The following is a 13,478-nucleotide window of genomic DNA, read 5'->3' on the forward strand; positions in this document are numbered from 1 at the left end:
TTTTATAAACCTGTTTGCCGAAAACACCTTGCCTCTTGCCACGCTCAATTGAAACTTTTATACCGTAAATTTTACATGGGTTAACCGGCAGGCTCCTGGTCAGTATCGCCAGGCCGGTGTTATCAGCTAATAATTACCGAATATTGATTGTATAATTTAGATTGCTGATATTGCCTGAGTGGAAAATGTTAAAATTGTCACCATAAATACATGGAAATGTGATGGTGAGTATCGGGTGCGCATGGGCATACTTGCCAAACAACTTAAACAATTAAAACCTCATGTTATAGCTTGCCAGGAATGTTTTTACAGTGAAGAAGCAAATGCTGATACCCTGAAATTTTTGGCTGCCGAATTAAATATGCACTATTGTTTTTTACCCGGCCGATCAAAAAAAAGACGGTTTGAAGGGAGTATGGTCAACAGTACATCGGGCCTGGGCATATTATCAGTTTACCCGGTTACCGAAACCGGGAGTTTTGATTTACCTGTAGTAGCCGAAGATAACGACCGCAAAGCTTTCCGGGTAAACGTAAACCTGCCATCGGGAAAAACAGTTACTGTTACCACTACCCATCTTACACACCTGGGCCAGCATAAAGGCCTAAGAAAAGCCCAGGCCGAAGCCCTTGCGGGTTTTGTTATTGAGGAAACCCCAAAACCATACCACATTGTTTGCGGCGACTTTAATGCTACACCCGATTCGGAAGCGGTTATGGCTTTCCGGGAATTATCTAAAGCTGCTGACTGTTATACCGAAGGTAATGGTACAGAACCGAGATACAGCCTTACAGACGCCTATTACAAAGCCAACAAACAGGTATGTGTTGATCAGATTTTCACTTTGCCTTTCCCTGATACGGATAATTATCCGCGGTTTATCGATTCGGCAGTGGTATTAAACGTGCCTGATGAAGAAACCGGCTTGTACCCGAGCGATCATTTCGGCATCACCACAACACTTGTAATAAATTGACTATAAACAACCTGCCGTCAATCGGTAATTTTACCATCCAAAATATAGCGGTTCAAACAATCCGCTCTTTTCATCCATAAAAAACCACCATGAGCAAGCTATTTTATGTTATTGGCGCATCCGGAGCAGGCAAAGACACCTTGATGAATTACGCCCGCAAGCAAATTAACGGATCGGAAAATGTGGTATTTGCACACCGGTATATTACCCGTCCGCCATTTTCTGGCAATGAGAACCACGTTAGCTTAACCAATGAGGAATTTGCATTAAGAAGCAAAGCCGGGATGTTTGCTTTAAGCTGGGGCAGCCACGATAAATACTATGGCATAGGCCAGGAAATAAACAACTGGCTTAATAAAGGCTTTAATGTGGTGGTTAACGGATCGCGCGAATACCTGCCCGTTGCACAGCGGCTCTACCCCGATCTGATAGTAATACTAGTAACTGCGAGTCCCGAAGCTATTGCAAGTCGCCTGGTTGGGCGCGGACGGGAAAACACTGAAGAAATAGCCAATCGTATAGCCCGCACTGCCGAACTCAACACCAATCTCGAAAACTGCATCGAAATACAGAATGACGGTGCTATTGAACTTGCCGGGAACGAACTGGTAAACCTGGTCTCGGTAACGGAAAAACAACTGGCTTAAACCTGCTTTCAATATGTGATGAAAACTATTGATGGTTCAATACACCGAAAGATTACTGAGCTGGCAATTGCAGTAGATATTTTAGTTTTTTTGAAGGCGAACCGTGAAATACTTAAATATACTGATAAAGGGGTATTTCAAGGAGATGATATTAAAGCTATTTTTGAAAAATACTTAGAAAAGTATTTAAATATCGAACCTAAACCCTATCAATATAAATTAGCCATCTGCCCTTAACAGCAAATGGCTTTTTTATTTATATAAAAATCTCAAATATTGTTGCAAGCTATCGCAAGGTAGCATAATTATAAAACTGCAACCTGCCATTCCCTTGTATAGTAATGGTTTTGGTTTCAGTGGCGCCCTGGGCATTTTTGAGGGTAATATGCACCTGGTTATCTCCTTTTTGCAAAGGGATCCGTGCATAAGAAATATAAGCCGGCAGGCTTTGCCAGTTGCGGGTATCTGCTTTTTCAGATAGTAAGCTGTAAAGCTGAATGCCATAACCGAGCCCTTCCAATAACCCGTTGGTTTTGCCATCACTTTTGGCAGCTGCACGTATCGAATATTCGGCTATCTTCTTCACAGCAAGGCGCGACAGGATCCCGCTCATTTCTTTTAATGCACGCTGCTGCAAAGTTTTAAATGCCAGCTCATTAATATCTTCAGCTTTTACCAATGACGCATCCTGGTTATTAACCGAGATACTTGCGCTTGAATAATATGGCGTTTGCGCAACATATTTAGGAAATGCAACCCGTAGGCTTTCAACCGACTTGGTGTTCACCCTGTTCCTGTCACCGTCGTAATTAAAGGGAATTACCAGGCCTCCGGCAGCATCGGTAAAAAACAAGTCGCCGTTGCTGTTACGGATCAGGCTAAAAAACAGGTCGACCTGCGTTTTTACCGGGGCAAGGCCGTTCTCCCAAAAAAATATCAGCTCACCGCCTTCCGATGGTTTTACAGGTTCATATTTAATGCCAAAGGTTGTTTCAAACTGGTCAGCTTCTGTTGTAAAACCGTTCAGCTTTGCCGTGCGGATCACGTCCTCCTCCAGTTCAACGGGCATCGGGGTACCGTAATAAGTTTTATCAGGACTTTTAAGGTAGATCTCAGCCGCGTTCCTGTATGATATAAATGCATTGTTTACATCGTTGTTGCTTTCATACAACATCCCCTGCAACGTCAGCGAAAATGCGTCGTTTGAGTAACGGCTGTCTTTATTGTTATACTTATCGCCCTGTTCCTGAGCCTGTAAAGTAATACGACGGGCTTCAACAATTGCATCCTCTGTTTTATTCAGGTACAAATAATTGAGCGCCTTATAATAATGGATCATGAACTTTTCAAAATCCTCTCCTTTATACCTTTGCGATGCGGAATTAAGCAAAACGCCAACAGCGGCGTCAGATGCGCTGGTCAAACCTTCATCAAGCAACTGATCGGCCTGGTTAAAGTAGTTGTTGCTATTTTCGTACTCGCCTTTTAAATGGCAGATCCTCCCCTTCTCCATCAGGTACAGGAGCTTATTTCGGGGCTTTTGAATCAGGCTGTTATTATCAAGCTCCTTCTCGGCCTGGGGATAGTTACCGGCCGATACATTTTTGTAATAAGGAGCAACACTTTGATTATAGGTTGAACACGCCGATAAAAAAAGCATCAGCCCGATAAAAGAAAATACCCGGAGAATATGCGTACGTAAGTTGATCATTATTAAATGCAAACTGCCCCGAACACAGGCGTACCATGTTCAGGGCAATGATGTTTACCAGCTTTAGTTTTTAACGTATTTGGCAATTTTCTTTTCGCCTATCCAAACCACTTCATTTGTTTGAATGTTGGTAAGCTCCAGATTTACCTGGTAGTAAACAACTTTTTGGCGTTTGTGCGAATCAACTATTGAATTGATTGAGCCCTGCAGTATATAATCGGCACCATTTTCCAGGCCAAATTTTTTCATGCTTGATACCGTAGCGTTTGTTTGCTGATCGGCCTTTTCGGCACGTAACTCATCACGTTTTTTACCGCCCTGCACCAAACGTACTTTTTGCGATTGGATGAATGAGCTTTCAATATCAGTTAAGAATGTTTCGGCATCAATATGTTCGTGGCTTTTATTTTGTACAAAGCCAACTATAACTACCGGGCGTTTACCCTGGTGCTCGTTAAGGTGAGTATCTATCCAGTTAGCACCTAAAATTTTTCCGGTAAGCTCATCGGCTGCCATTCGTGCATCACTGTTATTCCAGTTGCCGCTAACATCAATAGTTTGGTCGGTGCTAACGCGTGTAACCTGCCTTGAACATGAGGCTATAAAAATCCCTGAAACTGCTATTGCAGCAACTGTTAAAATCCTGTTAAATTTCATTTGTAGTATATTATAAATTATGATGTGTTAGATTGATTGTTGCTTAATTTGTTACCAGCCAAAACCGATACCGATGCTTGTACGGCCGCCCCAGCGGCCACCATAATAGCCGCCCCAGCGATTGCCCCATCCATAGTTTAAAAATGGCGAATAAGAGTAGCCGCCATATAAGCCCCATGACGGTGAATAATCATAATATCCGTTCATGCGTTCCTCATGCCGCCACGCGCGGTTTTGACGGCGGCGTTCCAGTTTGGCTTCATACCAATCGTAAGCTTTGTAAGTATTTTGTATGGTTACCCCGTGCAGGCTGTTCAGGGTATCGGCAACCCTGATATATTTTGCCTGGCTTTCCATGTAGCGTGGATTTTGATCGGCAACCAGCGATGCTGTTTCCTGGGCCTTTACGGCGCCACTAAACAAACCGCCTAAAAGCATCAAGCCTATCATAAAGATATTCCTTTTCATTGCGCTTAATTTAATAAGTAAAGTTACGTAAAATGCAGTCCAAATATTACACAGGCACCGGGCATAAACCGTTAAATTATGTTAATCGGGAGCATTTTTACTTAATTATGAATTGCAGGAGTACCATACGTTTTTTTTAACCATGAAAATGGTCTATATCATTGTCACTATCGGTCATGGTGGCGCGTCATGATGATATATTTAACATTTATATAAAGCTAAAAGCAAAATGCACAAAGCCTAAAGCTTAACATTCTGTTTATTAACATTATTTAATTATTTTATGTGAATTAATTATTAGACGCTCTATCATATCATGAAAAAATCAACCTATACCCTGTTTATTATTGGCTTTACTGCGATACTGTCTGCCTCGGTTGCCAACGCGCAAACCAAGGCCTTTAAACCAAAAGACCAGCAGTTATTTAACACCATCGCACACATGGATAGTGTAATGTTCAACGCCTTTAACGGCCGTAATTTAGAAGTGATGAAAACACTGTTTGCGCCCGATGTTGAATTTTATAATGACGGTAAGGGCTTAACCGACTATGACGGCACCATGGCCGGCTTTAAAGGAATTTTTGAAAACAAACAAGCCGCCGACCTGCGCCGCGACCTGCTTAAAGAAACGCTTGAGGTTTACCCCATGCCCGGTTTTGGCGCTATTGAAATGGGTACGCATCGTTTCACACATACCGAAAACGGCCAACCGGTAATCGGCCTAATGAAATTCGTACACATTTGGCAGTATAAGGACGGGCAATGGAAAGTGACAAGGGTAGTAAGTGTAGGACATTAATTATGCTAACAGATCCGTTAAGTGTTTTGAATTTCCCTCTCAAGCGCGGGGCTTTCGCAATATAACCCGCCGGTTCAGGCATTCGTGCTTGAACCGGCAATCGCGCCATTTTTAACTATCACCAACTCTCAAGTTTCTTCAATACGAACTCACATTGCTATAGTCAACATTTGTAATCCCGCTATAATCAGGCACAAACGTATTTTCGCTGCTGATGGCCATATCAAACTCAAACGATGCCGGATAAGGTGTGTTTAACAAACTGCCTTTGGGGATGTAAGGGAACAACTCGCCATAAGTCAGGATCTGGCTGTGGTTAACACGACGGTAAATATACATGCGGTGCAGGTCGCACGGTTTGCTTAAACCCGCGGCACCTATCATTTGAATGGCGCTGCTCACCGTTTGCCGGTGAAAATTTGCCACACGTACTTTTTTATCATCCACTACCAGGCCTTTCATCAGGCTTTTATCCTGTGTAGCCACACCGGTTGGACAGGTGTTCGTGTTGCATTCCAGCGCCTGGATGCAGCCAAGGGCGAACATCATGCCACGGGCACTGTTGCACATATCGGCGCCGAGGGCAAAATTTTTGACCAGGTCAAAACCCGTGGCTACTTTGCCTGATGCTATAAGCTTGATATGTTTTTTAAGATCGAACCCGGTCAGCGCATCATAAACAAAAGCCAAAGCCTCGCGCAGCGGCATCCCTACCGAGTTACTGAACTCAAGCGGGGCAGCGCCGGTGCCGCCTTCTCCTCCATCAACAGTAATAAAATCAGGAGTAATGCCTGTTTTAACCATGGCCTTGCAAATAGCTAAAAACTCGCTTTTATGACCTACACACAATTTAAATCCGATTGGCTTGCCGCCTGAAAGATCCCGAAGCTTTTGAATAAATACCATCAGCTCCAATGGATTGGTGAACGCGGTATGGTATGGCGGCGATACTACATCCTCCCCCATCTCCACCAGCCTGATCCGTGCAATTTCAGGAGTGACTTTGGCAGCGGGCAATATCCCGCCATGACCGGGCTTTGCTCCTTGCGACAGCTTGATCTCGATCATTTTCACTTGTGGCAGCACCGCGCGTTCGGCAAAGGCATTGTAGTTGATAGTACCATCCTTATGGCGGCAACTGAAATAGCCGGTGCCTATTTGCCAAATGATATCGCCGCCCGGTTGCAAGTGGTAATCACTCAATCCGCCCTCGCCGGTGTTATGCGCAAAGTTATCCAGTTTTGCACCGCCGTTAAGGGCCAGTATGGCGTTCATACTCAACGAACCAAAGCTCATGGCCGAAATATTAAATACGCTGGCCATATAAGGCTGCGTACAGGATGCCCCGCCGACCTTTACACGGGGATCCATATTTAATTTATGGTGATCAATAGCGGCGATGCTATGGTTAAGCCATTCGTAGCCATTATCATAAACATCAAGCTCGGTACCAAAGGGGCGGGTGTCATCAACCTTTTTGGCTCGCTGGTAAATTACGCTCCTGTTTTGACGGTTAAAAGGCGTACCGTTGGTATCGCTTTCAATAAAGTACTGGTATATTTTGGGTCTTAACTCTTCCATCAAATACCTCAGGTGGCCAAATACAGGGTAATTGCGCACAATGCTATGCTTAGGCTGCACCATATCATAAAAACCGATAAGATATATAGGTCCAATGAACAGGAACGACCATGCAGCGGGTGGCCAGATGACAGTCCACAAAGCAAGCATACTGAATATGATAAAGAACGAAACAACGAAGAGCTTTCTCATGGATAGTTAATTTTATATGAAGCGGCTATTAAGTTTGATAAAAATAGATTTATAATTTAAACAATAGGGCAAATTTGTGGTTAAGAAACTTACTCAATGTCGTTTTAAAGTCAAAAAGTAAAAATAGATGTTTAAACATCTATTTTTGTGCTTATCTTTGTATCAACAAAAAAGAAATAAAAATCATGGCAACAGAAACAGCAACAAAATGGGTTATTGACCCTATGCACTCAGAAGTACAATTTAAAGTTAAACACCTGGTTATTTCAACCGTGAGTGGTTTTTTCAAAAGCTTTAACGGTGAGTTATTAACTGATAATGATGATTTTGAAAATGCTGAAATTGATTTCTCTTTAGATATCAACAGCATTGACACCAATCAGACACAACGCGACGAGCACTTGAAATCGGCCGAATTTTTTGACGCTGAAAAATATCCACAGATTGTTTTCAAATCAACTTCATTTACCAAAACTGATGATGAAGAGTATGAATTGAAAGGTAACCTGACCATTAAAGATCAAACCAAACCGGTAACGCTCGACGTAGAATTTGGTGGTTCGGCTGCCGACTTTTATGGCAATACCAAAGCTGGTTTCGAGATCAGCGGTAAAATCAACCGTAAAGATTTCGGTTTAACCTGGGACGGTGTAACCGAAGCCGGTTCAATTGTAGTTGGCGAAGACATTAAATTGTTGATCAACATACAGTTTACTAAACAAGCTTAATTGTTTTAATACTGTTGCTGTGTTTTAACTTTTAAAATGCCGCTGTTGTTAAAGGATCCAAACAACACGGCATTATTGAAACAGCAAAACAGGTTAAAATTTAAATAGCAAAGCCATTCTGATTTAATCGGGATGGCTTTGTTGTTTTTAGATGGATTTTGCTTTCAATTGGTTAATTTTAAAACGAGTAACCAAGCCTTATGAAACACCTTTCAATTCTGTTCGTTATTTTACTAATATCAGCATGTACTCACCCTCAAAAGAGGAAAAAAGTAAATTCATTGATAAACATCGTTAAAGCAGACAATACATCCCCCTCTATAAACGACACTATAAACATCAGCACTGTTAAAACAGATACGATCAAATACTCAAAAAAAGAGCTAAAAAGAATTCTGTACTACAACTCCGAATTGGGTAATAAGATACCGCTTTCTCCGGATGCTACCTACAACGAGGGGCCATTAAGTAACCGTCCCAACGATACAAGTTATATAAACTACGGCAGCGAGAATGGGATGGACAATTATTATCTCTTATACGCGTATTTCCTGATGCTTAAAACCGGGAAGGAAAAATATGCGGATCAAAGAGAGAAATTGATCAAAATGTATCAGGATATAAATTTTATATATGAACAGCTGGCCGGCGGAGGTACGTATTTCGACCATCAGCAAGCACGTATATTTGGCTACGCTGAATATTCTGTTTATAAATACAAATACCATGAAGAGAATAAGGATTTTAAAAAATATAATGTAGTAAAACAAAAACAGCTTTACATCAAGCTGCTAAAACAACATATTGATGATGAATTAAATGCTATATTTTTTACTGGCGAGGAAACCCAAAAGCTTAAATTAAAAAAAGCATTGACAGAAAAGGCTGATGATATCGATCATTTAATAACAGGATATTTTTACCTGGAAGAGGCCCAGGAGTTTCAAAATTCGAAATACTACTAAAGAACTAAACGGCAGTTATCAATTTCAAGTTTTACCAAATGTCAATAACCTTGATTTTCAAGCGCTTTTTAAACCAAGTAGCTGTATCTTTGTTTTTATACTTATGTTAATTAAAATATATCCCGAAAACCCTAATCCAAAGGCTATTGAGCAGGTGGTTGAGGTGTTAAAAAAAGGCGGCCTCATCATATACCCTACCGATACCATTTATGGTTTAGGCTGCGATATCACCAACCACCGCGCTATTGAGGCCATTTGTAAGATCAGGAACATCAAACCCGAAAAAGCAAACTTCTCATTCATTTGCTATGATCTGAGCCATATTTCTGATTACATCAAACCGATTGACAATACTACTTTTCGCGTGCTCAAGAAAGCGTTGCCGGGGCCATTTACATTCATATTCAATGCCAGTCATATGGTTCCCAAAATGCTCAGCTCCAACAAAAAAACGGTTGGTATCAGGGTGCCCGACAATAATATAGCCCGCGAAATTGTGCGTGTGTTGGGTAATCCGATACTTTCTACATCTATAAGGGACGACGACGATATTATCGAGTACTCAACCGATCCGGAGCTGATCCACGAAAAATATGAAGACCTGGTGGATATTGTGATCGATGGTGGTTATGGCGACAACATCCCATCAACCATAGTTGATTGCACTACCGGCGACTTTGATATTGTTCGTGAAGGTAAAGGTGATTTGGAGTTGTATTTGTAGAAAAGCCTTAAATATTACAGGGCATTGCACTACTATGTGAACACATCTTTAACTAAAAGAAAATGTCATTTCGATTGAGCAGCTGGGCATCGGCGCTGGGGCGAAAGAGAAATCTCCTACGCCTGTAGAGCCGTACACATGTTTTAGAACAAGGCGTATAAGATTTCTCCTGCCCCCTTCACACATTTTCCACAACCGGTTCGTCGAAATGACATTCGGTTTTATTCATTAATATTCATCGCCCGGTGTATATTTTTTTACGGCCTTATCCCTTTCACAAACCCCTCAATGTTATCCATATAACCTTCCTCACCTAAAAGCTTCACAAATTTGCTGCCTATTATTGCCCCATTGGCATAATTACATGCTTTGGTAAAGCTGCTGCTATCAGTAATCCCAAAACCAATAATGGTTGGATTCTTTAGCTTCATCGCGGTAATGCGTTTGTAGTATTCTTCTACACTATCACTCAGTTTCAGGTTATAGCCGGTTATTGTTGATGACGACAGCAGGTAGATAAAGCTGTTGCTCAGTTCATCAATTTTGCGGATGCGCTCTTCGGATGTTTGCGGGGTTACCAGGAATATATTGCTCAGGCCGTTATCGATAAAATATGACGAGTACATTTTTTCATATTCATAGATCGGCAGATCGGGTACAATAATACCGTCAACACCTACCTCGGCAGCCTTTTTACAAAACCGTTCAACACCATATTGTGCAATGGGATTAAAATAGCCCATAAGCAAAATAGGAATACTTACCCTGCTGCGCAGTTCGGCAAGCTCTTCAAACAAAACTTTAAGGCTCATGCCATTTTCCAATGCTACCTCTGAGCTATGCTGAATAGTCGGGCCATCAGCGACGGGATCAGAATAAGGAAAACCGATCTCCAGGAAATCGGCACCTGATTTCTCAAGGGCTTCAGCAATATCAACTGTAGTGTTCAGCGCTGGGTAACCGGCGGTAAAGTATATAGATAACAGGTTATTGTTTTTTGATGCAAAAAGTTTGTTTAAACGGTTCATTGTATTTTATTTGTCCATGGACTATAGACCATAGTCCATAGTTTTGTTTTTTACTGTTGATTTTTTCACGGATCAGCTATGGTCTATGGACCATCAACTATGAACCAATTAGTACCCGAAATAATTAATATACGTATCCAGGTCCTTATCTCCCCTGCCCGAAATGCAGATCACCACATTATCGTTGGCTTCAAACTTCATTTTCTCCAACTGGGCCAAAGCATGGGCTGTTTCAATGGCCGGGATAATCCCTTCCAGCTGACAGCAAAGTAAACCTGCCTGCAAAGCCTCCTCATCGGTAATACTTACATATTGTCCGCGGCCGGTTTTAAACAAATGTGCGTGCTGCGGCCCTATACCCGGATAATCCAGTCCCGCCGAAATTGAATATGGCTCAACCACCTGTCCGTCTTCGGTTTGCATCAATATGGTGCGACTGCCATGCAGCACCCCTTCATCGCCCAAAGCTGTTGTAGCGGCAGATTCACCACTATTTACGCCTTTACCTGCCGCTTCAACAGCAACCAGTTTCACAGCCTCATCCTCTATAAAATGATAAAACATCCCCATAGCGTTGCTGCCCCCGCCTACACAAGCCATCACATATTGCGGTAACTCCTTGCCGGTTTGCTCAAGCAACTGGGCCTTTGTTTCCTGCGATATGATAGATTGAAAACGGGCCACAATATCCGGATAAGGATACGGGCCAACTACAGAGCCAATGATATAATGTGTATCAACCGGGTTGCCTATCCAATCGCGCAGGGCTTCGTTGGTAGCGTCTTTAAGTGTTTTACTGCCCGATGTGGCGGGTACAACCTTAGCGCCCAGCATTTTCATACGGGCCACGTTTGGCGCCTGCCTTACCATGTCAATTTCGCCCATGTAAACAACGCATTCAATATTCATGAGTGCGCATACAGTAGCGGTAGCCACGCCATGCTGACCTGCGCCGGTTTCGGCAATGATACGCTTTTTGCCCAGGCGTTTTGCTAACAGGATCTGCCCAATGGCATTGTTAATTTTATGCGAGCCGGTATGGTTCAGGTCTTCGCGTTTAAAGAAGATGTTAGCGCCATATTTTTCCGAATATCTTTTGGCATGATATAACGGAGAAGGTCGGCCGACGTAGTTTTTAAGCAGGTCATCAAACTCGGCTTTAAAATCATCGTCATTTATGATATTGAGGTATTGCTCCCTTAATTCCTCTACGTTAGGGTACAACATTTCGGGGATATATGCTCCCCCAAAATCGCCATAATAACCTTGTTCGTTAACTCCGTATTTCATCTGTTGTATTTTATTTTTGATGATTTTAAATGCCTCTTTTAATTTTTCGATATTCTTCAAGCCCGGCTCATTTTCAAACCTGCTGTTAAGGTCAACCCCATAAAATTGGGGATGTGTGATGTTTTTAACCTCTTTTATATTTTCAAGCCCTACCCCTCCTGATAAAAAGAAGGGAATGTCCAGTTTATATTGATCAAGAATAGCCCAGTCAAAAGTTTTGCCCGAGCCTCCATATTCTTTTGTTTTGGTATCGAACAGGAAAAGATCGACATTGTTGGCATAATCTTTTAACTGTTCAAAATCAAAATCTTCGTTAATACCAAAAGCTTTGATTACAGTTACCCTACCTTTAAAAGCAGCGCAAAATTCCGGACTTTCATCACCATGCAACTGAACCGCGTTAAAACCATATTCAGTGACCAGGCGATCAATATTTTCAGAGCTTTCATTTACGAAAACGCCCGTTTTTTTGATAGAGGCGGGTATGGTTTGCAACGCACCTGCCGCCAGGTTTGCCATATAGCGTGGCGATTTGCCGTAGAAAATAAAGCCTGCATAGTCGGGCTGTAAAGCGGCAACCGCTTTAATATTTTCAGGATGTTTTAAACCGCAAACCTTTATTTTCATGGTTTAGTTTTGTAATAAAGTATTAAAACTCCTCAGCGCTTTTTTGCTTAACAATGCTTCTTCGGCTTCATAAAAACAATCACCAAAAGTTTTTTCAGGGCCGATGGTTTTAATGGCCAGCGCGGCGTTAGCCAGTACCACGTTATTTTGGGCTGGGGTGCCTTCGCCTTTAAGCACCGAACTAAATATGGCAGCCGAAGCTGTCACAGTATCGCCGCCGATGATTTCTTTAGGATCAAGCTTTTCAAATCCAAGGTCTTCAACACTGTTGATCTTTTCACCATCTGCCGAAAAGGTCTTAAAATCGCAGGTTAATGAGATTTCGTCATAGCCTTCCAGGGCGTTTATGATAGTATATTTTGTAGTTGATTTTTGGTAAAGGTAAGCGTATACCCGGGCAAGCTCCAGGTTAAACACCCCTACCAATTGATTATCGGGCTTCGCCGGATTAACCAGGGGCCCCAGCATGTTGAAGAAGGTTTTAACACCCAATTCCCTGCGGATAGGCGCAACGGTTTTCATAGCCGGGTGAAACAAAGGCGCGTGCAGAAAACAGATATTAGCTTCCTCGGCACTCCGTTTCAGCTTATCAATATCGTTGGTAAACTGGTAACCCAGGTACTCCATCACATTTGATGAACCGCAGCCCGATGATACCCCATAGTTACCATGCTTGGCCACCTTATACCCCGCACCCGCAACAACAAATGAAGCAAGCGTTGAAATGTTAAAAGTATCCTTACCATCGCCTCCGGTACCGCAAAGGTCAATCAGGCCATCGGTTTCCAGGTTAACGGGCAGACAAAGTTCCAGCATGGCATCGCGAAAGCCTTCCAGTTCTTCAACGGTAATGCTTCGCATACAATAAGCTGTCATGAAAGCTGCCATTTGCGCGTTGTTGTACTTACCCTGCGCAATATTGATCAAAATGCCTTTTGATTGTTCCCTGCTAAAGGTTTTGTGTTCAAAAAGATGATTTAATATCTGTTTCATATGCCCCCCGGCCCCCTAAAGGGGGAGTTTATTGTTAAAGTTTTTGCCCCCTTTTGCCGTTACTCCCCCTTTAGGGGGCCGGGGGGCGA

The 13,478-nt window shown here is 42.5% G+C and carries 14 protein-coding genes; 7 read left to right on the forward strand and 7 right to left on the reverse strand.

From position 1 onward, the window contains the following. Positions 1–178 precede the first annotated feature (178 nt). The 3 genes from BLS28_RS25475 to BLS28_RS25485 all read left to right on the forward strand — a co-directional run bounded on the left by BLS28_RS25475 (position 179) and on the right by BLS28_RS25485 (position 1,860). Positions 179–976 carry an endonuclease/exonuclease/phosphatase family protein gene (locus tag BLS28_RS25475; protein WP_091174394.1) on the forward strand — a complete coding sequence of 266 codons (798 nt, stop codon included), beginning with the start codon at positions 179–181 and terminating at the stop codon, positions 974–976. Between the two features lie 89 nt (positions 977–1,065). Beyond that, a complete protein-coding gene (gene phnN, locus BLS28_RS25480; protein WP_091174397.1) occupies positions 1,066–1,623 on the forward strand; it encodes a phosphonate metabolism protein/1,5-bisphosphokinase (PRPP-forming) PhnN in 558 nt (185 codons plus the stop codon). 18 nt (positions 1,624–1,641) lie between these two features. Beyond that, on the forward strand, positions 1,642–1,860 hold the full coding sequence (locus BLS28_RS25485) for a hypothetical protein (protein WP_091174400.1): 219 nt from the start codon (positions 1,642–1,644) through the stop codon (positions 1,858–1,860). Positions 1,861–1,909: 49 nt separating this feature from the next. Here BLS28_RS25485 and BLS28_RS25490 read toward each other — a convergent pair whose 3' ends face one another. From BLS28_RS25490 to BLS28_RS25500, 3 genes are all read right to left on the reverse strand, one after another. After that, positions 1,910–3,334, reverse strand: coding sequence for a COG3014 family protein (locus tag BLS28_RS25490; protein ID WP_091174403.1), 1,425 nt, complete (start codon positions 3,332–3,334; stop codon positions 1,910–1,912). Positions 3,335–3,397: 63 nt separating this feature from the next. Continuing rightward, positions 3,398–3,991, reverse strand: a complete 594-nt coding sequence (locus BLS28_RS25495; RefSeq protein WP_090533063.1) for a penicillin-binding protein activator LpoB — start codon at positions 3,989–3,991, stop codon at positions 3,398–3,400. A gap of 51 nt (positions 3,992–4,042) precedes the next feature. Beyond that, complete coding sequence (locus BLS28_RS25500; protein WP_091174405.1) at positions 4,043–4,459, reverse strand: hypothetical protein; 417 nt, start codon at positions 4,457–4,459, stop codon at positions 4,043–4,045. Positions 4,460–4,775: 316 nt separating this feature from the next. On the opposite strand from BLS28_RS25500, the gene BLS28_RS25505 reads away from it, so the two are divergent. After that, on the forward strand, positions 4,776–5,261 hold the full coding sequence (locus BLS28_RS25505) for a nuclear transport factor 2 family protein (RefSeq protein WP_091174409.1): 486 nt from the start codon (positions 4,776–4,778) through the stop codon (positions 5,259–5,261). A 138-nt stretch (positions 5,262–5,399) separates the two neighbouring features. Here BLS28_RS25505 and BLS28_RS25510 read toward each other — a convergent pair whose 3' ends face one another. After that, positions 5,400–7,034 carry an FMN-binding glutamate synthase family protein gene (locus tag BLS28_RS25510; RefSeq protein ID WP_091174413.1) on the reverse strand — a complete coding sequence of 545 codons (1,635 nt, stop codon included), beginning with the start codon at positions 7,032–7,034 and terminating at the stop codon, positions 5,400–5,402. 185 nt (positions 7,035–7,219) lie between these two features. Between BLS28_RS25510 and BLS28_RS25515 the strand changes: the two genes are divergently transcribed. From BLS28_RS25515 to BLS28_RS25525, 3 genes are all read left to right on the forward strand, one after another. Next, positions 7,220–7,762, forward strand: a complete 543-nt coding sequence (locus BLS28_RS25515; RefSeq protein WP_091174417.1) for a YceI family protein — start codon at positions 7,220–7,222, stop codon at positions 7,760–7,762. A gap of 281 nt (positions 7,763–8,043) precedes the next feature. Next, positions 8,044–8,727: a hypothetical protein gene (locus BLS28_RS25520; protein ID WP_143020871.1), complete on the forward strand. Its 684-nt coding sequence runs from the start codon at positions 8,044–8,046 to the stop codon at positions 8,725–8,727. A 103-nt stretch (positions 8,728–8,830) separates the two neighbouring features. Continuing rightward, a complete protein-coding gene (locus tag BLS28_RS25525; RefSeq protein ID WP_090533076.1) occupies positions 8,831–9,451 on the forward strand; it encodes an L-threonylcarbamoyladenylate synthase in 621 nt (206 codons plus the stop codon). A 257-nt stretch (positions 9,452–9,708) separates the two neighbouring features. On the opposite strand, the gene trpA is transcribed toward BLS28_RS25525, so the two are convergent. The 3 genes from trpA to trpD form a co-directional block, all read right to left on the reverse strand. Next, positions 9,709–10,479, reverse strand: a complete 771-nt coding sequence (gene trpA, locus BLS28_RS25530) for a tryptophan synthase subunit alpha (protein WP_091174429.1) — start codon at positions 10,477–10,479, stop codon at positions 9,709–9,711. 108 nt (positions 10,480–10,587) lie between these two features. After that, complete coding sequence (locus BLS28_RS25535; RefSeq protein WP_091174432.1) at positions 10,588–12,396, reverse strand: bifunctional phosphoribosylanthranilate isomerase/tryptophan synthase subunit beta; 1,809 nt, start codon at positions 12,394–12,396, stop codon at positions 10,588–10,590. Between the two features lie 3 nt (positions 12,397–12,399). Beyond that, positions 12,400–13,389, reverse strand: coding sequence for an anthranilate phosphoribosyltransferase (gene trpD / locus BLS28_RS25540; RefSeq protein WP_090533082.1), 990 nt, complete (start codon positions 13,387–13,389; stop codon positions 12,400–12,402). Positions 13,390–13,478: the final 89 nt, after the last annotated feature.

It is taken from the genome of Mucilaginibacter gossypii (assembly GCF_900100945.1).
GTDB lineage: Bacteria > Bacteroidota > Bacteroidia > Sphingobacteriales > Sphingobacteriaceae > Mucilaginibacter > Mucilaginibacter gossypii.

What these genes read in the sequence shown, in the direction of transcription:
- BLS28_RS25490 (WP_091174403.1), bottom strand. Translation starts at nt 3,334, where the DNA reads ATGATCAACTTACGTACGCATATTCTCCGGGTATTTTCTTTTATCGGG.
- phnN (WP_091174397.1), top strand. Translation starts at nt 1,066, where the DNA reads ATGAGCAAGCTATTTTATGTTATTGGCGCATCCGGAGCAGGCAAAGAC.
- BLS28_RS25495 (WP_090533063.1), bottom strand. Translation starts at nt 3,991, where the DNA reads ATGAAATTTAACAGGATTTTAACAGTTGCTGCAATAGCAGTTTCAGGG.
- BLS28_RS25515 (WP_091174417.1), top strand. Translation starts at nt 7,220, where the DNA reads ATGGCAACAGAAACAGCAACAAAATGGGTTATTGACCCTATGCACTCA.
- BLS28_RS25535 (WP_091174432.1), bottom strand. Translation starts at nt 12,396, where the DNA reads ATGAAAATAAAGGTTTGCGGTTTAAAACATCCTGAAAATATTAAAGCG.
- BLS28_RS25510 (WP_091174413.1), bottom strand. Translation starts at nt 7,034, where the DNA reads ATGAGAAAGCTCTTCGTTGTTTCGTTCTTTATCATATTCAGTATGCTT.
- BLS28_RS25505 (WP_091174409.1), top strand. Translation starts at nt 4,776, where the DNA reads ATGAAAAAATCAACCTATACCCTGTTTATTATTGGCTTTACTGCGATA.
- BLS28_RS25485 (WP_091174400.1), top strand. Translation starts at nt 1,642, where the DNA reads ATGAAAACTATTGATGGTTCAATACACCGAAAGATTACTGAGCTGGCA.
- BLS28_RS25500 (WP_091174405.1), bottom strand. Translation starts at nt 4,459, where the DNA reads ATGAAAAGGAATATCTTTATGATAGGCTTGATGCTTTTAGGCGGTTTG.
- trpA (WP_091174429.1), bottom strand. Translation starts at nt 10,479, where the DNA reads ATGAACCGTTTAAACAAACTTTTTGCATCAAAAAACAATAACCTGTTA.
- trpD (WP_090533082.1), bottom strand. Translation starts at nt 13,389, where the DNA reads ATGAAACAGATATTAAATCATCTTTTTGAACACAAAACCTTTAGCAGG.
- BLS28_RS25525 (WP_090533076.1), top strand. Translation starts at nt 8,831, where the DNA reads ATGTTAATTAAAATATATCCCGAAAACCCTAATCCAAAGGCTATTGAG.